This is a genomic window from Microbacterium sp. MMO-35, from assembly GCF_037147555.1.
Lineage (GTDB): Bacteria > Actinomycetota > Actinomycetes > Actinomycetales > Microbacteriaceae > Microbacterium.
Window position 1 is genome coordinate 89245 of record NZ_JBBCVH010000007.1, and the last position, 22443, is coordinate 111687.

Consider the following 22443-nt stretch of genomic DNA (forward strand, 5'->3'; position numbering starts at 1 on the left):
ATCCTGCGGCACCGGGTCGGCCGCTCGTTCGTCCGATCCGTCGAACGGACCCGTGCGAGTTCGTCCCCCTGCACGACTCCGCGGACCTGGCCGCTCATCGTCCGCCGGGCACGCCGAGTTCGCGGCGGAACAGCCGCTGCACGTTCCCGCCGAGCACGCCGAGGATATCGGCCTCCGGCCACCCGCGGCGCAGCAGCGCGTCCGTGAGCAGCGGGAGTCCCCGCGGGCCCTCCAGCCCCGGGAGATAGATGTCGGCCGGCACCCCCTGCACCTCGGTGACGGTGCAGCAGGGCGGGGTGGTCTCCGCGATGACCTCCTGCACGAAGTCCGGGCCGATCCCGGTGTGCTCCACACCCGCGACGGCGGCGATGTGCTCCAGGTGGTCGACGAGCCGGTCGATCGTGGGGTGCCCGTCGTCGAGGAACGGGGCGAAGAAGTTGGCGCAGACCACCCCTCCGCCCGCCGCGATCGCCACGAGCTGGTCGTCGGGGAGGTTGCGGTGGTGGTCGCGCAGCGCCCGCGCCGAGGAGTGCGTCGCGATCACCGGTCGGGTCGCGATCTCCAGGACGTGCGAGACCCCCGCGGCGCCGAGATGGCTGAGGTCGACGAGCATCCCGATGCGCTCCATCTCCTGGACCGCGGCGACGCCGGCCGCGGTCAGGCGGCTGCGGGCCGCATCCTCGCCCGACCCGTCCGCGAACGCGCCGCGTCCCACATGCGTGAGCGAGCCGACGCGCACGCCGAGCCGGTGCATCGTGGCGAGGAGCTCGACGTCGCCGTACAGCCCCGGCATGCCCTCGAGGGCGAGCACCAGCGCGATCCGGCCGTCCGCGATCGTGCGGTCGACCTCCGCCCCGGTGCGGCACAGGGCCACGCGTCCGGCGTTCTCCTCGGCCAGACGGTGCGCCGCCTCGATCATGCGCAGCGTGCGGCGCAGCGCCCCCTCGGGACGATACGGGTCTTCGACGAACACCGGGAGCACCTGCAGGTCGACCCCGCCCGCCACGAGCTGCGGCAGCCAGCGCTCCCGGAAGAACGCGCCCCACAGCTCCGGAGGACGGGCGACGACCGCGCAGAGCAGGTCGTTGTGCGCGTCCGCGACGACCGCGCGATGGTGCAGCGCCTCGGCGGCGCGCGACGGCGTCATGACGCCACCCGCCGGTCGGCGCGGCCGGTGTGCAGGAACAGGGCGCGGCCGGCGCCGTCGTCGCCGAGGAAGGCGACGGGCTGCCGCATCCCGCCGTCGGTCTCCACCGGCAGGAGCACGTCTCCGCGCCAGCCCACCAGCTCCGTGCGGAACGGCAGGTCGCCGAGGTCGGCGACCACGCCGTGCGGGACGCGGTCGAGCCACACCCGGCCGTCCGCGGTGCGGCTGATCGTGGTGAGCGCGGTGCTCGACGCGTACCGGCCGACGAAGCGGTCGGCGTCCGCCGGCACGGCACCGGAGGGAGCGGGAGCGGGCTTCGCCGCGATGCCGGCGAGCTCCTCGAGCACGACGTCCACGAGCGCCGCGAACACGGGATGGGGGTCGCCGCCGTTGGCGAGCACGGCGATCGCCGCGTCCTGCTCCGGCAGCAGCCGCAGGCACGCCGACTGCCCGATCGTGTTCCCGTCGTGGCCCGGGATCAGGCGCCCCGCGCGGTCGAACAGCTCCCAGCCGAGCCCCCAGGCGGCTCCCTGGTCGATGTCGGGCAGGAGGATCTGCGGGGTGCGCATCGCCTCCGCTCCCTCCCGGGAGAGCAGGCGGGTGCCGTCCCGGGCGACCCCGGCGCGCAGATGCAGCCGGGCGAATGCGAGCAGATCGGCCGCACTCATCGCGAGCCGCGAACCTGCCGCCGCCCCCGCGCGTTCCATCGCCCAGACCGCGGTCGGGGCGAACTCGCCGTCGTCCTGGCGCAGGTGCCCCACGGCGGCACGATGCAGGATCGCCTCGGAGGCGTCCACCGCCGCGTGACGCAGCCCCAGGGGCGCGAGCAGGCGATCGCGCAGCACCCGCTCGTACGGCGCCCCGCGGAGCACCTCGACGATGCGCCCGAGCGTGGAGAACCCCGCGTTGTTGTACGAGAACATCTCCCCGGGCGCGAAGAGCTGCGGCGTCTGCGCGAGGAGGCCGACATAGCGCGCCAGGGCGTCGTCGCCGTCGCCCGTGTCGACGAACACGTCGCCCTCGAAACCGGCTGTGTGGCTGAGCAGCTGGCGCGTCGTGATCGTCGCCGACGCGTCGTCGTCCAGGACGCGGAACCCCGGGAGGATGCTCCGCACCGGGGCGTCCGGATCCAGCACCCCCTCCTCGACGAGCTGCAGGACCAGTGTGGCCGTGAGCACCTTCGTGACGGATCCGATCTGGAACACGGATCCGGGGTCGGCCGTGACGCCGGTGCCGCGGTGGAGGATCCCCCCGGCCCAGACGAACGTCGCGTCTCCGGCGCCGATCGCCAGGGAGACGGCGGGCACGCGATGGCGTGCCATCAGCGCGGGAAGGTGCTCCTCGATCCAGGCCTGGACGGTGGCGAGCTCGGGCATGGTCCTCCTCGACGTCGGCTCAGGTCGAGGCTAGAGCGCTCCGAGGGCTCCCGATTCGTCGATCCGCACCAGCGGGACCATCCCGGATCGTCGGGACCGCCAGCGCTCAGGCGCGGATCGCCTGGGCGGCCTCCCGATCCAGCAGCCGGCGCTTCACGTCCTCGCCCCAGGCGAACCCGCCGAGCGTCCCGTCCACGCGCAGCACCCGATGGCACGGCACGAACAGCGCTGCGGCGTTGCGGGCGCAGATCGAGGCGGCGGGGCGCACGGCCCCCGGCCGGCCGAGCGCGGCGGCGAACCCGGTGTAGGTCAGCGGCGCGCCCGGCGCGATCCGCCGCAGGGCGTCCCACCCGGCGTCCTGCATCCCGGTGCCGGACTGGTGCACCTCGACGGCGTCGATCGCGGCGAGGTCGCCCGCGTAGTACGCGTCGACCGCGGCGGCCGCCCGGGTGGTCCCGGCGACGACGTCGGCCGGGCGGTTCCGGTCGGCGAGACGGTGCAGGATGGCGTCGCGGTCGGCGGTCCATCCGGACGCGAGCACGCGGTCCTGTGCATCCGCGAGGATCGTGAACGGGCCGTCGGGGGTGGCGATGGTCTGGATGATGGCGGTCATTCTCGGGCTCTCCGTGGTCGAGGGGGTGGGTGGGGTCATCGGCGTGAGGCGGGACGCGGCGCGGAGGCGCCCGGCGAACCGGCGCCCGGCGCCTCCGGCCGGCCGCTCCGGGCGCCCTTCGCGGGCACCGCGCGCCAGAGGTGCGCGGTGAGGTAGCTGCGCCAGGGGGCCGTGCGGGCCGCCCACGCGTCCAGGGGGCCGGCCTCCGCCGGGAGCCCGGCGCCGCCGGCCCCGGCGCGCGCGGCCACGTCGCCGGGCAGGAACACGTCGGGATCCCCGAGCACCCGCATCCGCACGTAGTCGGCGGTCCACGGTCCGATCCCCGGCATCGCGAGGAGCGCCCTGCGCTGCTCCGCGCCGTCGTCCGCGAGCGTGAGCCGGAGCGAGCCGTCGGCGAGGGCGGCCGCGGCGCCGGTGACGGCCCTGATCCGCGCGGCAGGTCCGCGCAGCACCTCGTGCCCGTGCTCGGCGATCGCCGCCATCGTCGGGAACAGGATCCGCGACTCCGGGTCGTCCGCCGCGTTCCCGTCGCCGAAGTCGTCCGAATCCGCGGCGGAGGACGACGTCTTCTGCGACGGGAACGAGCTGTCGGATCCGATCCGCTCCCCCAGCTCCTCGGCCAGCCGGGCCAGCGCGGTGCGCGCCGCCGCGACGGTGACCTGCTGTCCGACCATCGTGCGGATGAGCATCTCGTGCGGATCCGCGGCCCCCGGCACCCGGATGCCCGGGACCCGGGCGACGAGCGGCGCGAGCGGGGCGTGCGCGGACAGCGCGGCGTCCACGGCCTGCGGATCGGCGTCGAGGTCGAAGAGCCTCCGGGCGCGGGCGACGACCGGCGCGAGGTCGCCGAGACCCGTCAGCCCCGCCCGCAGATGCAGCCGGTCGGCGTCGTCGAGGCGCAGCTCGAACCATCCCGGTCCGCCGTCCAGCCGCAGGTTCCTGCGGAAGAAGCGCTCGCCGGCCTCCTCCACCCCGGGCAGCGCCCGCGCCCGCATCCACGCGAACAGCCCTGCGGCGTCGAACGGCGCCCGGTACGGCAGCAGCAGGCCGATCTCGCCCGGCGCGGCGGCGGTCCGCTCGTCGCGGCCGTGGCGGCGCGCGCGCAGCTCCCCCGGGGTCAGGCCGAATACCTCGCGCACCGTGTCGTTGAACTGGCGCACGCTCGCGAACCCCGCCGAGAACGCGACGTCGGCGATCGCCAGGTCGGTGCCGACGAGGAGCATCCGCGCGGTGTGCGCACGGTGGGCGCGGGCGAGCGCGAGCGGGCCCGCCCCGAGCTCGGCGGCGAGCAGCCGGGTGAGGTGGCGCGAGGAGTAGCCGAGCCGCGCGGCGAGCCCCGGCACGCCCTCGCGCTCGACGACGCCGTCGGCGATGAGCCGCATCGCGCGGGCCACGACGTCGCCGCGCAGGTTCCACTCCGGCGATCCGGGCGCCGCCTCGGGCAGGCACCGCTTGCATGCGCGGTATCCGGCCTCGTGCGCGGCGGCGCTGGTGGGGAAGAACGTGACGTTCTCGGGCCGGGGCGTGCGGGCCGGACAGCTCGGCCGGCAGTAGATCCCGGTCGAGCGCACGGCCGTGACGAACTGCCCGTCGAAGCGGGTGTCCCGCGCGTCGATGGCGCGGTACCGCTCGTCGAAGGTCATCGCGGGAAGGCTCATGCCTCCACCCTGTCATGTCCGATTCCCGCAGGCTCGCGGAAATCGGACATGACAGTGCGCTCCCGCCCGGTCCTCTCGGCTCAAGAGAAAAGGACGATCGCACGTCTGCAGGACAGGATCCGCGGATCCATCCTGCAAACGTGCGATCGTCCTGCAGAGTGCGGGCCGGCTGGGAGCCGTGGAGACCTCCGGCTCAGTGGAAGAAGTGCCGCTCCCCGGTGAAGAACATCGTCACGCCGGCCTTGCGCGCCGCGTCCACGACCTCCTCGTCCCGCACCGATCCGCCCGGCTGCACGATCGCCGTGACACCGGCGTCGATGAGCACCTGGGCGCCGTCCGCGAACGGGAAGAACGCGTCGGAGGCGGCGACGGATCCGGCCGCGCGGTCGCCCGCGCGCTCGACGGCGAGACGGCAGGAGTCGACCCGGTTGACCTGCCCCATGCCGACGCCGACCGTCGCGTTCGCCTTGGCGAGCACGATCGCGTTCGACTTCACCGCGCGGCACGCCTTCCAGGCGAAGATGAGGTTCTCCATCTCCAGATCGTCGGGGCGCTCGCCCGAGACGAGCTCCCAGTTCGCGGCGACCGAGACGATGTCGTCCGGGAACCGGTCCGCGTCCTGCAGCAGCAGTCCGCCGGAGACGAGGCGCACGTCCATGCGCTCCTGCTGCCAGTCGTCGGGCAGCTGCAGCAGGCGGAGGTTCTTCTTCGCCTTGAACACCTCGAGCGCCGCCGGCTCGAACGCGGGGGCGACGATGACCTCGGTGAAGATGTCCTTCAGGTTCTCCGCCATCTTCAGCGTCACGGTGCCGTTCGCCGCGATCACGCCGCCGTACGCGGACACGGGGTCGCACTCGTGCGCGCGCAGGTGCGCGCTCGCGATGGGATCCAGCGCGTTCGGCGCCGTCGTCGCGATGCCGCACGGGTTGGCGTGCTTGATGATGGCGACCGCGGGGTGCACCATGTCGTAGGCCGCGCGCAGGGCGGCGTCGGCGTCGACGTAGTTGTTGTACGACATCTCCTTGCCCTGCAGCTGCGTGGCCTGGGCGATGCCGTGCCCGCCCGCGCGCGTGTAGATCGCGGCGCGCTGGTGCGAGTTCTCGCCGTACCGCAGGGTGGCCAGGCGCGACGCCGAGATGGTGAGGTGCTCCGGCAGCTCGGTGTCGCTGGACAGGGTGCCGTCGGAGAACCACTGCGCGACGGCCGTGTCGTAGGCGGCCGTGTGCGCGAAGGCGCGCGCGGCGAACTCGCGGCGCTGCGCGAGAGTGGTGCCGCCCTCCTCGAGGGCGCGCAGCAGCGACGGGTAGGACTCGGGCGAGACGACGATCGCGACGTTGGCGTGGTTCTTCGCCGCCGCGCGCACCATCGCCGGGCCGCCGATGTCGATCTGCTCCACGACGTCGTCGCCGACCGCGCCCGAGGCGACGGTCTCCACGAACGGGTAGAGGTTCACCACGACGAGCTCGAACGGGCTGATCCCGAGCTCGGCGAGCTGCTGCTCGTGGTCCTCCAGCCGCAGGTCGGCCAGCACGGCCCCGTGGATCGACGGGTGCAGCGTCTTCACGCGGCCGTCGAGCATCTCGGCGACGCCTGTGACGGCCGCCACATCGGTGACGTCGAGCCCCGCGGCACGGATGGTCTGGGCGGTGGATCCGGTCGACACGATCTCGATGCCGTTGTCGGCCAGCGCCTGCGCGAGGGGGACGAGACCGGTCTTGTCGCTCACGGAGACGAGAGCGCGGCGGATGCGCACCGCATCGCGGGGACGGTAGAGGGACGGGTCGTGGGCGGGACCGGCCATCGGGGTTTCCTTCCGGGTTGGCGTCAGGTCGCGTCGCCGGCCTGCGGCCGGTGCGCGTCCCGAGCAGGGGGGCGTGCGCCGAGGTCGAGCTCGCCCTCGGCGATGCGGCGGACGACGTCGATCAGCAGGCGCCGCTCGACGGGCTTGATGCGCTCGTGCAGCGCGGACTCGGTGTCGCCCTCGTGCACCGCCACGCGCTCCTGCGCGAGGATCGGTCCGCTGTCGACGCCGTCGTCGACCACGATCACGCTGGCTCCGGTCTCGCTCACGCCCGCGGCGATCGCGTCACGCACGCCGTGCGCCCCGGGGAACTCGGGCAGGTAGGCGGGATGCGTGTTGATGATGTTCGGCGCCCAGGCCGCCACGACGTCGTGCGGTAGCAGGCGCATGAGGCCGGACAGCACGATCAGGTCGGGGTTCCAGACCTTCAGCTGCGCGTCGAGCTCGGCGCCCCACTCCTCCCTGGTGGCGAAGGCCTCCCATGGCACGACGAACGAGGGGATCCCGAAAGCCTCGGCGTGGGCGAGCCCGTCGGCCTCCCGGTCCGCCCCGATCACGATGACGCGGGCCGGGAATCCGGGGTCGTCGGCCGCGTCGAGGAGGGCACGAAGATTCGAGCCGGTGCCCGAGATGAGTACGGCGACCGTCAGCACCCGAACAGTCTAGGGGGTGTCCGCCGTGGCGAGTCGTCGCGGGCGACGGGCCGCGGAGGCGCCGCGCTCATACGCGGTCGGAGCGGAGCGCGTCCTCGTCGTCGAGCCAGGCGGCGTCGAGCGGACCGCGGCGGCGAGGGGCGAGGAGCAGGATGCCGGCGCCGACGAGGACCTCGAGCCCGAGCGCGAGCGCCACCGGTCCCGGATCCGGCCCCGCGACGGCGAGCCGCCCCGGCCCGAGGGATCCGCGCGACAGCGCCGCGAGCAGGGCGCCCGCTCCCCCGGCCAGCACCGCGATGCCCGCCGCCGTCGCGGCGCGGGGGCCGAAAGGGGCCTCGGCCCCGGCGGCGACCTGCTGCGAGCGGATGAGCCAGCCGGCGAGGGCGCCCGCGGCGATCGGCACGAGCACGATGATGAGGAACCACGGCGAGGAGCTGTCCGGCACGAGGCCCAGCGCCGGGACTCCGGGGACCACTCCGAGCGCGGTGCCCGCCGGAGACACGGCGGTGCCGGCGCCGATCGAGAAGCCGGGGCCTGCGATCCAGGCGACGGCCCACGCGACGAGCGTGGGGACGTAGGCGAGCTGTGCGAGCCCGATCACCACGACGCCGAGCCCGTCGGCGCGCAGGGCCTCGAACAGCGCGACGACCTGACCGCCCCGCACCAGCGCCGCGACGGCCACGACGACCGCGGCCGCACCGACGACGCCGGCGACCGCGACGGCCGCCCCTCGTACGATGTCGCCCGGCGTGTGCGCCCAGTCGGGGTGGCGGTCGAGGGCGTCCTGCACCCGGTCAACGAGGCCTCCGTCGCCCTCGCCCCACGCGGTGGCGATCGCGCCGGCGAGCGCACCGCAGAGGAAGACGAGCGGCGGGAAGAGCACCGCCGTCCACAACGGGGTCTGCACCGCCCCGAGCGCGCCCGTGAGCGCGGCGCCGGCGGAGATCGCCGCGAAGACGACCGTGCCGCTGATCACGCCGCTGGGCCAGGATCCGGCGAGTGCCGCGCGGCGGCCGGAACGCGCCGCGAAGATCGCCGTGAAGCAGAGCAGCAGCAGCGGGGCGACCGACAGGACGAAACGCGCGGCGGAGGGATCCAGTCCGGTCGATCGCACCAGCGCGTCGGGCAGGGCGACCGTCAGCGGCACCCCGTGGCCGAACTGCCACAGCGTCGCCGTCGTCGGCCACAGCGCCCCCCAGTCGGCGCGCTGCCCGAACGCCACCGCCCAGATCACGGTGAGCGGGGCGAGCAGCAGGGCGAGGCCGATCGCGGCCGCGACCACGGCGTCGACCGCCGCCAGGAGCACGATGAGGAGGCGTTGCATGACGGTTTCGAGCCTACGTCCTCCCCTCCGCGCTCCCCTGCGGGCACGCGGGCGACGCCGCCCGCAGCGCGACACACGGACGACATCCGCGACGCGATACGGTTTTCCGCGGAGGTCCCCCATGACAACAGTCCCCCCGCCCACGACCGACCAGACCGCCGCGGAGCCGAAGAACGCCCTCGACCGGTTCTTCGAGATCACCCGACGCGGATCCACCCTCGGCACCGAGGTCCGCGGCGGCATCGTCACCTTCGTGACGATGGCCTACATCGTGATCCTCAACCCGATCATCCTGGCCACGCCCGACGTCGCCGGCCACACCCTCCCCGGCACTGCCGTCGCCGCCGCCACGGCGCTGACCGCGGGCGTGATGACGATCCTGTTCGGGCTCGTCGCCCGGCTGCCCTTCGCCTTCGCGGCCGGGCTCGGCATCAACGCGTTCCTCGCGTTCACGGTCGTGAAGTCGGTCACCTGGCCCGAGGCGATGGCACTGGTGATGATCAACGGCCTCATCATCGTCCTGCTCGCCGCGACCGGACTGCGCAAGCTCATCTTCGACGCCGTTCCCGTGCAGCTCAAGCTCGCCATCACGGTCGGCATCGGCCTCTTCATCGCCTTCATCGGCTTCGTGAACGCGGGCTTCGTCACCTCGACCAAGCAGCCCTCCCCGCCGGTCGACCTCGGCGTCGGCGGATCCGTCGCCTCGATCCCCACGCTGCTGTTCGTGCTCACCCTGCTGATCGGCGGGGTGCTCATCGCCCTGCGGGTCAAGGGGGCGATCCTGATCGCGCTCGTGGGCGGAACCGTGCTCGCCGCGATCCTCAACCTGATCTGGCCGTTCGGGCTGAACTTCGGCTTCTCGGGCAGCATCGTGAGCATCCCCGACCTCAGCCTGATCGGGCGGGTCGACTTCGGCTTCGACCTCGCGAAGGTCGGCGGCGTCACCCTGGTGATGTTCGTCTTCACGCTGCTGTTCTCGAACTTCTTCGACGCGATGGGCACGATGACCGGTCTCGCGAAGGAGGCCGACCTGGCGAACGAGAAGGGCGACTTCCCGCGCATCAAGTCGGCGCTCGTCGTCGAGGGCGTCGGCGCGATCGTCGGCGGGGGCACGTCGTCCTCGTCCGCGACCGTGTTCGTCGAGTCCGGCGCGGGCATCGGCGAGGGCGCGCGCACGGGCCTCGCGACCACCGTCACCGGCGTGCTGTTCCTGCTCGCGATGTTCTTCACGCCGCTCACCGCCCTGGTCCCGAGCGCGGTCGCGGCGGCGGCGCTCGTGCTCGTCGGCGCGATGATGCTGTCGCAGATCAAGAACATCGACCTGACCGACTTCCGCGTCCTGCTGCCCGTGTTCCTCACCGTCACGGTCATGCCGATGACCTACTCGATCGCCAACGGCATCGGCGCCGGCTTCGTCAGCTGGATCGTCGTGAACGCCCTCACCGGCCGCGCGAAGACGATCCATCCGCTGCTGTGGGCGGTCGGCATCGGGTTCGTGCTGTTCTTCGCCCGCGGCCCCATCGAGGCGCTGCTCGGCGCCTGAGGATCCGCCGGCCGCGCCCGGATCCGCCCAGATCCGTCGAGGCCCCCTCGCAGCATCGAGGCCCCCTCCCCGGAACGTTTCGGGGAGGGGGCCTCGGTGCGCAGAGGGGGCTTCGACGTGCGCCCGGCGGTGCACCGCGTCCCGGGGCTCAGAGCGGGAGCGGGACGCCTGCCTCCGGCACGCGCAGCCGGTCGGACAGGCCCGCGTAGCCGAACTCCCGCACGAGCCGCTCGCGGGTCTCGGAGAAGTGGTGCCAGCCCTCGGCGTGCACGGGCACGATCACGGCGTCGCCGAGCTCGCGCGCCGCCTCGACCGCGGTGCGCGCGTTGAGGGTGAGGTCGGCGTCGCCGAAGCGGCCGACGTTCGCCGCACCGGCGAAGAGCACCGCGACGTCGATGCGCCCGATCCGCTCCGCGATGGCCGTGACGAGCGCGACCGAGGCGTTGTCGCCCGAGACGTAGACGACCCGCTCCCCCGGTGCGCTCAGCACGAAGCCGGTCACCGTGCCGGACAGCTCCTCGGCGCCCTCCGGCCCGTGCAGCGCCGGCACCGCCGTGATCTCCACGTCGCCGATGCGGTGGGTCTGCCATGGCGCGAGCCCGGTGACCCCTGCCACCCGATCCTCGGCCTCCGGGGTGGAGAGCACGACGCCCGCGCGCGGCAGGAAGGCCCGCCCCGCCTCGTCGAGGTTGTCCGGATGCTGGTCGTGCGAGAGCAGGACCGCATCGATCTCGCCCACCGCCTCGGCGTCGAGGGCGGGGCCGGTGAGCTTGTGCAGCGGGATGCCGCCCGGATAGGTCTGCGGGGCGTCGAAGGTGGGATCCGTGAGCAGACGCAGGCCGGCGTAGTCGATCACGGCGGTCGGTCCGCCGACGAGGGTGAGGGTCAGAGGGTTCTGGGTCATGGATCCATCGTGCCGAGCCGGTAGACGGCGTGGGAGTGGCCCCGATGACACCTTTCGATAAGATCGGGCCATGCGCACCGCCGCCGTCCTCGCGTTCCCCGGGATCAGCCCCTTCCACCTCTCCGTCCCGCTGATGGTCTTCGGCGGGGTCGGCGTCCGCTCGGTCGAGGCCGCCTACCGCGTCGTCACCGTCGCGGAGCACCCCGGAGCCGTCCGCACCGCCGCCGGGCTCGACCTCCTGGTGACCGACGGGCTGGACCTCCTCGCGACCGCGGATCTCGTCGTGCTGCCGAGCTGGGATCCGGATCTGGTGCCGAGCGCCGAGCTCCTGCACGCGGTCCGCACGGCGCACGCGCACGGGGCGAAGGTGCTCGGCCTGTGCCTCGGCGCTTTCGTGGTGGCCGCGAGCGGCATCGCGCAGGGCAGGGAGGTCTCCACGCACTGGTCCGCGGGCCCGCAGCTCGCCGCGCGCCACCCCGAGCTCACGGTGCGGTGCGAGGCGCTGTGGACCGACCTCGGCGACGTCGTGACCTCCGCCGGCGTGGCAGCCGCCCTGGACTGCTGCCTGCACGTCGTGCGCACGGAGCAGGGCAGCGCCGTCGCCGCCGACCTGGCCCGCTCGCTCGTGATGGCGCCGCACCGCGAGGGATCCCAGGCGCAGTTCCTCTCCCGCCCGCTCGCCGCCGACCGGGACGGCGACGAGATCGACCGTGCCATCGCCTGGGCGCTCGAGCGGCTCGACACCCCGGCGCCCCTCGACGCCTGGGCGGGCGCCGTGCATCTGTCCCGCCGCACGTTCACCCGGCGCTTCCGCGACCGCACCGGCAGCAGCCCCGGCGACTGGCTGCTGCAGCGCCGCCTGGACGAGGCGCGGCGGCTGCTGGAGGCCTCGGATCTGCCCGTCGAGGCCGTCGCGCACCGCACCGGCTTCGGCAGCGCCGTGACCCTGCGCCACCACTTCCGCGCGCGCTTCGGCACCACCCCTGGCGCGCACCGCCGGGCGTTCGCCGGCCCCGCCTGACCGTCGCGCCGTGGGCTTCCGGCTGGCGGAGTCCCGCCCGTCCCGGCCCGCCTCCTGCCCCGCCTCCTGCCCGCCTCCTGCCCGTCCTGCCCCGCCTCCTGCCCGCCTCCTGCCCCGCCCCCTGCCCCCAGATCAGGACCATCGACCGAGATCAGGCGGATCCCGCCAGATCCGCCCGATCTCGGTCGATTCACCTCTTCCCGGCGGGCCGGAGCGCTCTCCGGGCTTCACCGGACGGCACGACGAAGGGCCCCGGGCAGATCCGCCCGGGGCCCTTCGATCGGCGGCTGCTTACAGCGCGGCGAACACCTCGCGCAGCAGGGCGGCGGTCTCGGACGGCGTCTTGCCGACCTTGACCCCGGCGGCCTCGAGGGCCTCCTTCTTCGCCTGGGCGGTGCCCGCGGAGCCGGAGACGATGGCGCCGGCGTGGCCCATGGTCTTGCCCTCGGGGGCGGTGAAGCCCGCGACGTAGCCGACGACGGGCTTGGTGACGTTGGCCTTGATGAACTCGGCCGCGCGCTCCTCGGCGTCGCCGCCGATCTCGCCGATCATCACGATCGCCTTGGTCTCGGGGTCGGCCTCGAACGCGGCGAGCGCGTCGATGTGCGTGGTCCCGATGATCGGGTCGCCGCCGATGCCGATGGCGGTGGAGAAGCCCAGGTCGCGCAGCTCGAACATCATCTGGTACGTCAGGGTGCCCGACTTCGAGACGAGGCCGATCGGGCCCTTGCCCGTGATGTTCGCCGGCGTGATGCCCGCGAGCGCCTCGCCCGGGGTGATGATGCCGGGGCAGTTCGGGCCGATGATGCGGGTCTTGTTGCCCTTCTCGGTCGCGTACGCCCACGCCTCGGCGGAGTCGCCGACGGGCACGCCCTCGGTGATGACGACGAGCAGCGGGATCTCGGCGTCGATGGCCTCGATCATCGCGTCCTTGGTGAACGCCGGCGGCACGAAGGCGACGGACACGTTGGCGCCGGTCTTCTCGATGGCCTCGGCGACCGAGGCGAACACCGGCAGCTCGACGGCGTTGCCGTCCTTGTCGGTGTGCGAGACGGTGGTGCCGGCCTTGCGCGCGTTGACGCCGCCGACGACGTTGGTGCCGGCCTTCAGCATGAGCGCGGTGTGCTTGGTGCCCTCGCCGCCCGTGATGCCCTGGACGATGACCTTGGAGTCCTTGTTGAGGTAGATAGACATGTTCCTAGTCCTTGTCTCGTCGGAAGGTCAGGCGTTCGCCAGCTCGGCGGCCTTGTCGGCGCCCTCGTCCATGGTGGCGGCGAGCGTGACGAGCGGGTGGTTCGCGGCCGTGAGGATCGCGCGCCCCTCCTCGACCTGGTTGCCGTCGAGGCGCACGACGAGCGGCTTGGTGGCCGCGTCGCCGAGGATCTCGAGCGCCTTGACGATGCCCTCCGCCACGGCCACGCAGCTGGTGATGCCGCCGAAGACGTTGACGAAGACGCTCTTGACCTGCTCGTCGCCGAGGATCACGTCGAGGCCGGAGGCCATGACCTGCGCGTTCGCGCCGCCGCCGATGTCGAGGAAGTTCGCCGGCTTCACGCCGCCGTGGTTCTCGCCCGCGTAGGCGACGACGTCGAGGGTCGACATGACCAGGCCCGCGCCGTTGCCGATGATGCCGACCTGGCCGTCGAGCTTGACGTAGTTCAGGCCCGACTCCTTGGCCTTGGCCTCGAGCGGGTTCTCGGTCGCCTTGTCGGCGAGCTCCTCGTGCTCGGGGTGGCGCACCTCGGAGGCGTTGTCGTCGAGCGTGACCTTGCCGTCCAGGGCGATGATGTCGCCGTCCTCGGTCTGCACGAGCGGGTTGACCTCGACCAGGGTCGCGTCCTCGCCCTTGTAGACCTCGTAGAGCTTGACGAAGACGTCGGCGACCTTCTCGGCGAGGCCCGGCTCGAAGTTGCCGGCCTTCGCGATCTCGAGCGCCTTCTCCGGGGTGATGCCCTCGAGCGGGTTGACCTCGACGCGGGCGAGCGCCTCGGGCTTCTCCACGGCGAGCTGCTCGATCTCCATGCCGCCCTCGACCGAGGCGAGGCTCAGGTAGGAGCGGTTGGAGCGGTCCAGCAGCACGGAGAAGTAGAACTCGCGGGCGATGCGGGCGCCGGCGGCGACCATGACGCGCTTGACGACGTGGCCCTTGATGTCCAGGCCCAGGATCGCCTTCGCGGCCTCGTACGCCTCGTCGGGGTTCTTCGCGACCTTCACGCCGCCGGCCTTGCCGCGGCCGCCGGTCTTGACCTGCGCCTTGACGACGACCACTCCGCCGAGCTTCTCCGCCGCTGCCTTCACCTCCTCGGGGGTGTCGGCGACGATGCCGGCGAGGACCGGCACTCCGTACTTCTCGAAAAGGTCTCGTGCCTGGTACTCGTAGAGGTCCACGTGCAGTCCTTCGCTGGTTGCGACGAATGGGACGCGACAGGAATTCTGTCGGGTGTCGATGTGATTCGACCCGATCAACCAGCCTACTACCGCGGAATCGCGCTTCCTGACCGCGGACCCGGCCACCTGTCCGGCCCCCGAGACCTCGGGTGACTCGGCAGTCCCGGCGCAGGATCCGGACAACTAGGCTCTCCTACTATGACCGAGCACGCCGACGTGTCGCCCGCCCGCACCGCCGTGGTGCGTGCGGCGCTCGAGCTGTTCTCCGCCCAGGGCTTCGATTCGACCTCCGTCGAGCAGATCGCGCGGGCCGCGGGCATCTCCCGTTCCACCTTCTTCCGCCAGTTCGGCGGCAAGGACGACGTCGTCTTCGCCGACCACGAGGAGCTCCTGGAGGGGCTGCGCCGCTATCTGGACCGCGCGCATCCCAATCCCTGGAGCGCGGTGTGCGACGCGTCGATGATGGTGTTCCGCGCGTTCGCCGCCGACCCCGACCTGGCGCGCCTGCGCTATCAGGTGGTGCGCGAGGTGCCCACCCTGCGCGATCGTGAGATCGTCGCGGTGTTCCGCTACGAGCGCCTGTTCGACGAGTACCTGCGCCGCTCGCTCCCGGATCTGGATCCGCTCGACGCGGTCGGCTTCGCCGCCCTCGTCACCGCCGTGCACAACCATGTGCTGCGCCGGCTGCTCCGCGGATCGCGCACCTCGGCGGCCGCCCTGCGTCGCGCGCTCGACGACGTGCTGCGCCGGTACGGCGTGCACCCGGACGGCATGAAGGAGCCCGGCGAGGACGCGGTCGTGGTGGCCGTGTTCCCGCGTTCCATGCCGATGGCGGAGATCACCCGCCGCCTGCGCGACGAACTGGACTGAGCGCGGCGCGGCACGACGGATCCCCGGTGGATCCGATGCTCGTCGCGCCTCGCGAATGGCGGTACGCTGTCTCATGAAACCTGAGACTCAGTCTCACTCCTCGGACGGAGACCCCATGAGCAACGACGCCCGCTTCCCCGGTGAAGCCGTCACCTCCTACGACCTGACCGGTCGCGGCGGCACCGACTACTACGAGGTCTTCTCCGACATCCCGGCCGCCGATCGCGCGCACTGGGAGCGCGCCCAGGCCTACGTCGACGAGGTCGGCCCACGCATGCAGGCCGCCTGGGACCGCGCGGAGTACCCGCTCGACGTCGCCCGCCGCATGGGCGAGATGGACCTCGTCGTGGACGGCATCGACCACCCTGCCCTCACCCGGATGAGCCCGCTCGCGGCGGGCCTGGTCAACATGGAGATCTCACGCGGCGACGGCTCCCTCGGCACCGTGCTCGCCGTGCAGGGCGGACTCGCGCTGCGCACCCTCGCGCTGTTCGGCAGCCCCGAGCAGCAGGAGCGCTGGCTCGTCCCCCTCGCCGACGGCTCCGTGCTCGGATCCTTCGCCCTCACCGAGCCCGACCACGGATCCGATTCCGTCTCGCTCGAGACGGTCGCCCGTCGCGACGGCGACGAGTGGGTGCTGCGCGGGGCGAAGAAGTGGATCGGCAACGGCGCCTCCGGCGGCATCACGTTCGTGTGGGCACGCGTCGACGAGGGGGCCGAGGACCACGGGGCCGTGCGCTGCTTCCTCGTCGAGCAGGAGCGCCCGGGCTACCAGGGCACGGTGATCACCGGCAAGGTGTCACTGCGCGGGATCCATCAGGCGCACATCCGCCTCGACGACGTGCGCGTGCCGCTGGACGCGGTGCTGCCCGGCACGCACAGCTTCAAGGACGCGTCCACCGTGCTGTACGCGACGCGCTCCGGCGTGGCCTGGTCGGCCCTCGGGCACGCGACCGCCTGCTACGAGGCGGCGCTCGCCTATGCGAAGACCCGGATCCAGTTCGGCAAGCCGCTGGCGAGGTTCCAGATGGTGCAGGAGCGCCTCACGCACATGCTGGAGGAGCTCACGGCGATGCAGCTGTACTGCCGTCGCATGGCCGACATGGACGGGGTGGGGACGCTCCGGCCCACACAGGCGTCGCTGGCGAAGTTCCACAACACCCGCGCCGCCCGCCGCATCGCGCAGACCGCGCGCGACCTGCTCGGCGGCAACGGGATCCTGCTCGAGAACGGCGTGATGCAGCACATGGCCGACATCGAGGCGATCCACACCTACGAGGGCACCGAGAGCGTGCAGGCGCTGCTCATCGGCCGCGACATCACCGGGATGAGCGCCTTCGCCTGACGGGCGTCGGCGCGCATCCGCGCGCACGCCCGCTCCGCCCGGTCCGCGGAAGTTGCGCAGGGCCCGCCGACGTTGCGCAGGGCCCCGGGGCCGTTGTGCAGGGACCCGGTGGCGTTCTGCAGGGCCCCGGGGCCGTTGTGCAGGGACCCGGGGCCGTTGTGCAGGGACCCGGGGCCGTTCTGCAGGGCGAGATCCGGTATTCCGGCCATTCCACGGGCGGCCACCGGGGCATGCGCGCCGGGGCTCCTGCAGAACGGCGCGGCCTCCTTGCGCAACAGCCGGGCCTCCCTGCACAACGACCGGGCCTCCCTGCAGAACGGCGCGGGGTCCCTGCAGAACGGCGTGGGACTTAGTCGCAGCCGCAGCCGCCGGACGGCGTCTTCACCATGAAGCACACGTCGCAGATGCCGTAGTCGCGCTCCGCGAGCGGGGTCGCCTTCGGGGCGCGCGGCTCCGGCTTGGGCTTCGCCGGGGCGCGGGTGCCCGCGGCGCGCGACGGACGGGCGACGCCCGCCGGCGCGCCCTGCAGCTCGCTCGGATGCGTGACGTAGAAGTACGGCGCCCGCCCCTCGCTGGGCGCGAGCGGCAGCACGCGCCCGGCGACGACGACCTGCTCGTCCTCGCCGAAGCCGTTCGTGTAGGTGCGCCCGATGTGCAGCGCCGCCCCCTCGCCGCGCCGGATCGCCTCGATGTAGCGACCGCGGTCGATGAAGGTGCTGATGCCCACGGCCTCGACGATCGCGCGGATGAAGTCGTGGTTCACCGGATCGATGCGCTGACCGCGCAGCGCCTCGGCGAGGGACTTGTAGGGACGGGAGGTGCCGGTGGGGGTCGGGCCCTGGACTTCGTTCATCTCGTCCAGGATCCCACGTCCTGCTGCACGCGACCTGCACGTCCGCGCTCCGCACACGTCTGCGCTCCGCACGCGGGCGCGCGACTCCGACTCCGACTCCGACTCTGACTCCGTGCCAGACTGGCGGCATGCCCCGCGCCACCGTCATCGGCAGCGGACCGAACGGGCTCGCCGCCGCCGTCTCCCTCGCCCGCGCCGGCTATGCCGTCGAGGTCCTCGAGGCGGCCCCGACGATCGGCGGCGGCGTGCGCAGCGCGGCGTCGACCCTCCCGGGGTTCGTGCACGACGTCTGCTCGGCGGTGCACCCCGCGGCCTACTCCTCGCCGTTCCTGCGGGCCTTCGGCCGGGACCGCGTCGAGTGGATCATTCCCGAAGCGGCATATGCGCATCCCCTCGACGACGGAAGGGCCGGCATCGCCTGGCACGACCTCGAGCGCACCGCCGACGCGCTCGGGCCGGACGCCCGGGCCTGGCGCGCACTGCTGCGTCCCCTGAGCACGCATATCGAGGGCCTGCTCGACGCCACCGGCGGCTCGCTGCTGCGGATCCCCCGGGATCCGGTCACGGCGGTGCGGTACGGGCTGCGGGTGCTGGAACAGGGATCGATGATGGCCCGGGGCACCTTCCGCACCGCCGAGGCGGCCGGGCTGGTCGCCGGCGTCGTCGCGCACGCGAACACGGCGCTGCCCGCGCTCAGCGGGGCCGCGGCCGGGCTCCTGCTCATGGCCCAGGCGCATGCGGGCGGCTGGGCGTATCCGCGCGGCGGCGCGCAGCGGATCGCCGACGCGCTGGCCGACGACCTGCGCGCCCACGGCGGCGCGATCCGCACGGACACCCCCGTGGCCGACCTCTCGGCTCTGGACTGGGGGGATCCGCACCGCGGCGATCTGCTGTTCCTCAACACCGCACCGCGGCTCGCGCTCACGCTGCGCGACGTGCCGGCCCGGTACGCCTCGGCGATCCGGGCCTACCGCTACGGCCCCGCCGCCGCCAAGGTCGACTTCGCCCTGGACGGGCCGGTGCCGTGGACGAACCGGGAGGTCGCCCTCGCCCCGACCGTGCACGTGGGCGGCACCCGCGAGGAGGTGTGGGCGAGCGAGAACGCCGTCGCCCAGGGGCGCGTCTCCGAACGGCCCTACGTGCTGGTCGCGCAGCCCTCCGTGCTCGACGACTCCCGCGCCCCGGCGGGGAAGCAGACGCTGTGGGCGTACATCCACGTGCCGGCGAACTCGGACGCGGATCCGACCGAGCTCGTCGTGCGGCAGATCGAGCGCTTCGCGCCCGGGTTCCGCGACCGCATCCTGGCGAGCCACGCGGTGCCCGCGCGGGAGCGCGTGCACCTCAATCCCGCCGAGATCGGGGGCGACATCTTCGGCGGCTCCTTCACGATGCGCCAGGCCGTGGTGCGCCCCGTGCTCTCGCCCGCCCCCTGGCGCACGCCGATGCCCGGGGTCTATCTCGCCTCCGCGGCGACCCCGCCCGGCCCCGGGGTGAACTTCCAGGCCGGCTGGCACGCGGCGCGCACGGCGCTGGCGGATGCGGGCGAGCGCGTCGACCTCGGAGACCTGTTCGGATCCGCGCAGGCGGGTCCGCCCCATGGCGATTGAAGCCTGTCGGGCGGCAGGATGGGATCCATGCGCTACGAGATCCCCGCACCGATGCTCGCGAAGGCCGCCGCTTCCGTGCCCGAACCGGCGAAGTTCCCGGGCGGCCTGCTGTACGAGCCCAAGTGGGACGGGTTCCGCGGACTGATCTCGTGGGACGGCGAGTCGGTCGAGATCGGCTCACGGGGCGCGAAGCCGCTGACGCGCTACTTCCCCGAGCTCGTGGAGGCGATCCCGCGCCTGCTGCCCGGGCCGTGCCTGCTCGACGGCGAGATCGTCGTCGCATCCGGACCGGCCGGTTCCCAGCGCCTGGACTGGGAGGCCCTGAGCCAGCGGATCCACCCCGCCGCGTCCCGGGTGCAGAAGCTCTCGGCGGAGACGCCGGCGATGTTCATCGCGTTCGACCTCCTCGCCGCGGGCGACGAGGACCTGCAGCCGCTCCCCTTCGGCGAGCGACGCGCACGCCTGGAGAGGCTGCTCGCCGACGTCCCGCACCCGCTGCACCTCACCCGCACCACGGCCGACCCGGACACGGCCCGGCGCTGGCTCGCCGAGTTCGAGGGCGCCGGCCTCGACGGCGTCGTCGCGAAGCCCCTCGATCAGCCCTATGCGCCCAACAAGCGCACCCTGTTCAAGATCAAGCACGCCCGCACCGCCGACGTGGTCGCGCTCGGCTACCGGATCCACAAGAGCGGATCCGGTGTCGGATCCCTCCTCGTCGGCCTCTTCGGGGACGACGGGGTGCTGCGCCAGGTCGGCGGCGTCGCGGCCTGGAGCGACGCGATGCGGCAGCAGCTGGTCGACGACCTCGCGCCCCTCGTGGAGCGCGACGAGTCCGGCACAGCCCTGACCGGCGACGGCGAGCGCTCCCGGTTCAGCGGCAGCAAGGACACCTCGTTCGTGCGGCTGCGCCCCGAGCGGGTGCTCGAGGTGCGCTACGACCAGCTCGAAGGCTGGCGGTTCCGCCACACCGTGCAGTTCGAGCGCTGGCGCGACGACCGCGAGGCCCGCTCCTGCACCTACGAGCAGCTCGAGACCGTCGCCGGCTACGACCTCGGCGACGTCATCGACTGAGGCCGGGGCTCACTCCTCGACGCGTTCGCCGTTCTCGTCCCAGTGCGCGGCGACCTTCTTCGAGGGCTGCACGCGCGGGGGCTCTCCGGGCATCTTGGGGAACTCCGGCGGGAACGGCATCTCGCCGAGCCCGTTCTCCACGTCGCGCTCCCACCAGGCCAGGAGCGTGTCGATGCGGCCCGGGGCGTCCTGCATGCGCGCCCACGGGTCGCCGACGTCGGCGAGGCGCTGCGGGACCGTGCGCACGGTGAACCGGGTCGGATCCACCCCGTCGAGCTCGTCCCACTCGACCGGGGTCGACACCGTGGCGCCGGCCAGTGCGCGCGGGCTGTAGGCGCCGGCCATGGTGCGGTCTCGGTTGGCCTGGTTGAAGTCGACGAAGATGCGCTCCCCGCGCTCCTCCTTCCACCACGCCGTGGTGACGCGGTCGGGCATCCGCCTCTCCAGCTCGCGCCCCGCCGCGATCACGGCGTGCCGCACGGTCAGGAACTCCCACTCCGGCACGATCGGGCAGAACACGTGCAGCCCGCGGTTGCCGCTGGTCTTGATGAAGGCCTCGAGCCCTGCTTCGCGCAGCACGGCGCGCAGCTCGTGCGCGGCAGGGATGGCCTCGGCGAAGCCCGTGCCCGGCTGCGGGTCGAGGTCGATGCGCAGCTCCACCGGGTTGTCCGTGTCCGATGCGAGCGAGGCCCAGGGGTGGAACACGACGGTGTTCATCTGCACGGCCCAGACGATGGCCGCGGCCTCGGTGAGCACGATCTGCGGGTGCTTGCGGCCGGAGTTGTAGGTGCACATCACGCTCTGCACGAAGTCGGGCGTGCCCTTGGGCGGGTTCTTCGAGAAGAAGCTCTCCCCGGAGATGCCGTCGCGGTACCGCTCGAGCGAGACGGGCCGGTCGCCGGTCGAGGCGAGGAACGGCGTCGCGACCGTCTGCACGTACTCGGCGAGCTCGGCCTTGGTGATGGGGCCGCCCTCGGCGTCCGGCCAGACCGCGCGGTTCGGGCTGGACAGATCCAGCGACCGCTCGCCCTCGGGCCCGGGGATGGTCAGCGTGATGCGCTCGGATGCCATGAGTCGAGGGTAGGGGGCGCCGGCGCGTTTGCGCCATGAGACTCCGCGAGAGCGGAGATCCGACTGCTGGTGCGATCAGCCGCGGGGCAGCGACTGCGGTGCGTAGAGCGCGCGGGCGAGGCCGTCCATGATGTCGGGGATGAGGGTGCCCGCGGCGAAGATCTCGGTGTCCTCGGCGTCGATGATCCTGCGGTTCTTGCCGGCGGCCGTGAGGGCGATGCTCGGCTGCGCCTCGAGCAGCCCGTCGATGCCGCCGACGCTCTCGAGCCCCTTGGTCATCACGAGGATCACGTCAGGATCGAGCTTCACCAGCGCCTCGGGCGTCATCGGACGCTCGCCCTGCCAGCCCGCCTCCGTGGCGGCGTCCACCGCGCCGACCGCGTCGATCAGGCTGTCGGCGCCGCTGCCCCGACCGAAGAGGTAGTAGATGCCCGCGGTCCCGCGCACGTACAGGAAGACCACCCGGGGGCGGTGCGCAGGGTCCGCGGGCAGCAGCCGCTGGATCTCGACGGTCTTGGCGGCGATGGCCGAACGCAGCGCGGTGCTCACGGTGTCGGCGGCGGCCGGGATCCCCAGCGCTGCGGAGATCTGCGTGATCGCGCGGTGAGTGCTCTCCTCGTCGACCGCACGCGACACGGTCACGACGGGGATGCCGGCGTCCCCCAGCTGGAGGACGACGTCGGCCGGGCCGATGGATCCGTCCGTGAGGATGAGCGTCGGTCGCAGCGCGAGGACCGCCTCGGCGTCGATCGTGTGCCCTTTCTTCGTCACGACGGGCAGGTCGGCGGTCTCGGGCAGATCGGTCGAGACGTCCCGCCCGACGAGCCGGTCGCCGAGTCCCAGCGCGTGCACGAGCTCGGCGACGGTGCCGCTGAGCGAGAGCGCGATGACGCGCGAGGTGTCGCGCACCGTCACGCTGCGTCCGCCGCCGTCCTCGGACTGCACGGTGGCCGGCAGTTTCGCCGCGGGCGGCGTGATCGGGCTCATCGACGGACCGTCGATCGGCACGGTCGACGGTCCCTCGACGGTCCGCGGATCCGCGACGGGCGTGAGCGAGGAGAGCGGGGGCAGCGCCGCCCGCGAGGACGGCGCCGCATCGGCACGGGGCGCCGCATCGGCGGTGCACCCGGCCAGCGCCAGGACGAGTGCGGCGCCGGCGACGGCCGCGACGAGACTCCGGAATCCGCGCAACGGCTCC

19 protein-coding genes are annotated in these 22443 nt (G+C 73.1%); 6 read left to right on the forward strand and 13 right to left on the reverse strand.

All coding sequences use genetic code 11. The annotated features are described in order from the left end of the window. Positions 1-94 precede the first annotated feature (94 nt). The 7 genes from WFJ01_RS14675 to WFJ01_RS14705 all read right to left on the reverse strand — a co-directional run bounded on the left by WFJ01_RS14675 (position 95) and on the right by WFJ01_RS14705 (position 8572). Positions 95-1147, reverse strand: a complete 1053-nt coding sequence (locus WFJ01_RS14675; RefSeq protein ID WP_295035644.1) for a dipeptidase — start codon at positions 1145-1147, stop codon at positions 95-97. Beyond that, positions 1144-2523: a serine hydrolase domain-containing protein gene (locus tag WFJ01_RS14680; protein WP_295035643.1), complete on the reverse strand. Its 1380-nt coding sequence runs from the start codon at positions 2521-2523 to the stop codon at positions 1144-1146. Before WFJ01_RS14680 ends, WFJ01_RS14675 begins: the two co-directional genes overlap by 4 nt. A gap of 106 nt (positions 2524-2629) precedes the next feature. Next, a complete protein-coding gene (locus WFJ01_RS14685) occupies positions 2630-3136 on the reverse strand; it encodes a methylated-DNA--[protein]-cysteine S-methyltransferase (RefSeq protein ID WP_251438670.1) in 507 nt (168 codons plus the stop codon). Between the two features lie 35 nt (positions 3137-3171). Further along, complete coding sequence (locus WFJ01_RS14690) at positions 3172-4794, reverse strand: DNA-3-methyladenine glycosylase 2 family protein (RefSeq protein ID WP_336629471.1); 1623 nt, start codon at positions 4792-4794, stop codon at positions 3172-3174. Positions 4795-4987: 193 nt separating this feature from the next. After that, a complete protein-coding gene (purH, locus tag WFJ01_RS14695) occupies positions 4988-6595 on the reverse strand; it encodes a bifunctional phosphoribosylaminoimidazolecarboxamide formyltransferase/IMP cyclohydrolase (protein ID WP_251438672.1) in 1608 nt (535 codons plus the stop codon). 23 nt (positions 6596-6618) lie between these two features. Next, on the reverse strand, positions 6619-7248 hold the full coding sequence (purN, locus tag WFJ01_RS14700; RefSeq protein ID WP_251438673.1) for a phosphoribosylglycinamide formyltransferase: 630 nt from the start codon (positions 7246-7248) through the stop codon (positions 6619-6621). A 67-nt stretch (positions 7249-7315) separates the two neighbouring features. Continuing rightward, the gene (locus WFJ01_RS14705) at positions 7316-8572 is read right to left on the reverse strand and encodes a cell division protein PerM (RefSeq protein ID WP_295032861.1); all 1257 of its coding nucleotides are present in this window, start codon (positions 8570-8572) and stop codon (positions 7316-7318) included. Positions 8573-8693: 121 nt separating this feature from the next. On the opposite strand from WFJ01_RS14705, the gene WFJ01_RS14710 reads away from it, so the two are divergent. Then, the gene (locus tag WFJ01_RS14710; protein ID WP_251438675.1) at positions 8694-10115 is read left to right on the forward strand and encodes an NCS2 family permease; all 1422 of its coding nucleotides are present in this window, start codon (positions 8694-8696) and stop codon (positions 10113-10115) included. Between the two features lie 148 nt (positions 10116-10263). On the opposite strand, the gene WFJ01_RS14715 is transcribed toward WFJ01_RS14710, so the two are convergent. After that, positions 10264-11019: an MBL fold metallo-hydrolase gene (locus WFJ01_RS14715; RefSeq protein ID WP_336629472.1), complete on the reverse strand. Its 756-nt coding sequence runs from the start codon at positions 11017-11019 to the stop codon at positions 10264-10266. Positions 11020-11089: 70 nt separating this feature from the next. Between WFJ01_RS14715 and WFJ01_RS14720 the strand changes: the two genes are divergently transcribed. Then, a complete protein-coding gene (locus tag WFJ01_RS14720) occupies positions 11090-12040 on the forward strand; it encodes a GlxA family transcriptional regulator (protein ID WP_336629473.1) in 951 nt (316 codons plus the stop codon). Positions 12041-12331: 291 nt separating this feature from the next. Here WFJ01_RS14720 and sucD read toward each other — a convergent pair whose 3' ends face one another. Together sucD and sucC are read right to left on the reverse strand one after the other, a co-directional pair. After that, the gene (sucD, locus tag WFJ01_RS14725) at positions 12332-13234 is read right to left on the reverse strand and encodes a succinate--CoA ligase subunit alpha (RefSeq protein WP_251438678.1); all 903 of its coding nucleotides are present in this window, start codon (positions 13232-13234) and stop codon (positions 12332-12334) included. 27 nt (positions 13235-13261) lie between these two features. Further along, positions 13262-14428 (reverse strand): ADP-forming succinate--CoA ligase subunit beta, encoded by a 1167-nt coding sequence (sucC, locus tag WFJ01_RS14730; protein WP_251438679.1) that lies wholly within the window; start codon positions 14426-14428, stop codon positions 13262-13264. A 198-nt stretch (positions 14429-14626) separates the two neighbouring features. Between sucC and WFJ01_RS14735 the strand changes: the two genes are divergently transcribed. Next, positions 14627-15298 carry a TetR family transcriptional regulator gene (locus tag WFJ01_RS14735; protein WP_251438680.1) on the forward strand — a complete coding sequence of 224 codons (672 nt, stop codon included), beginning with the start codon at positions 14627-14629 and terminating at the stop codon, positions 15296-15298. Between the two features lie 115 nt (positions 15299-15413). Beyond that, positions 15414-16643, forward strand: coding sequence for an acyl-CoA dehydrogenase family protein (locus tag WFJ01_RS14740; RefSeq protein WP_336629474.1), 1230 nt, complete (start codon positions 15414-15416; stop codon positions 16641-16643). A gap of 349 nt (positions 16644-16992) precedes the next feature. On the opposite strand, the gene WFJ01_RS14745 is transcribed toward WFJ01_RS14740, so the two are convergent. Continuing rightward, a complete protein-coding gene (locus WFJ01_RS14745) occupies positions 16993-17496 on the reverse strand; it encodes a hypothetical protein (RefSeq protein ID WP_336629475.1) in 504 nt (167 codons plus the stop codon). Positions 17497-17624: 128 nt separating this feature from the next. On the opposite strand from WFJ01_RS14745, the gene WFJ01_RS14750 reads away from it, so the two are divergent. After that, entirely contained in the window at positions 17625-19103 is a 1479-nt protein-coding gene (locus WFJ01_RS14750; RefSeq protein WP_336629476.1) for a phytoene desaturase family protein, read from the forward strand. Positions 19104-19130: 27 nt separating this feature from the next. Next, positions 19131-20174: an ATP-dependent DNA ligase gene (locus WFJ01_RS14755; protein ID WP_336629477.1), complete on the forward strand. Its 1044-nt coding sequence runs from the start codon at positions 19131-19133 to the stop codon at positions 20172-20174. A 9-nt stretch (positions 20175-20183) separates the two neighbouring features. Here the strand turns inward: WFJ01_RS14755 and ligD are convergent, their stop codons facing one another. Together ligD and WFJ01_RS14765 are read right to left on the reverse strand one after the other, a co-directional pair. After that, positions 20184-21245, reverse strand: a complete 1062-nt coding sequence (ligD, locus tag WFJ01_RS14760) for a non-homologous end-joining DNA ligase (RefSeq protein ID WP_336629478.1) — start codon at positions 21243-21245, stop codon at positions 20184-20186. A gap of 75 nt (positions 21246-21320) precedes the next feature. After that, entirely contained in the window at positions 21321-22436 is a 1116-nt protein-coding gene (locus tag WFJ01_RS14765) for a heme/hemin ABC transporter substrate-binding protein (RefSeq protein WP_336629479.1), read from the reverse strand. Between the last annotated feature and the right edge of the window lie 7 nt (positions 22437-22443).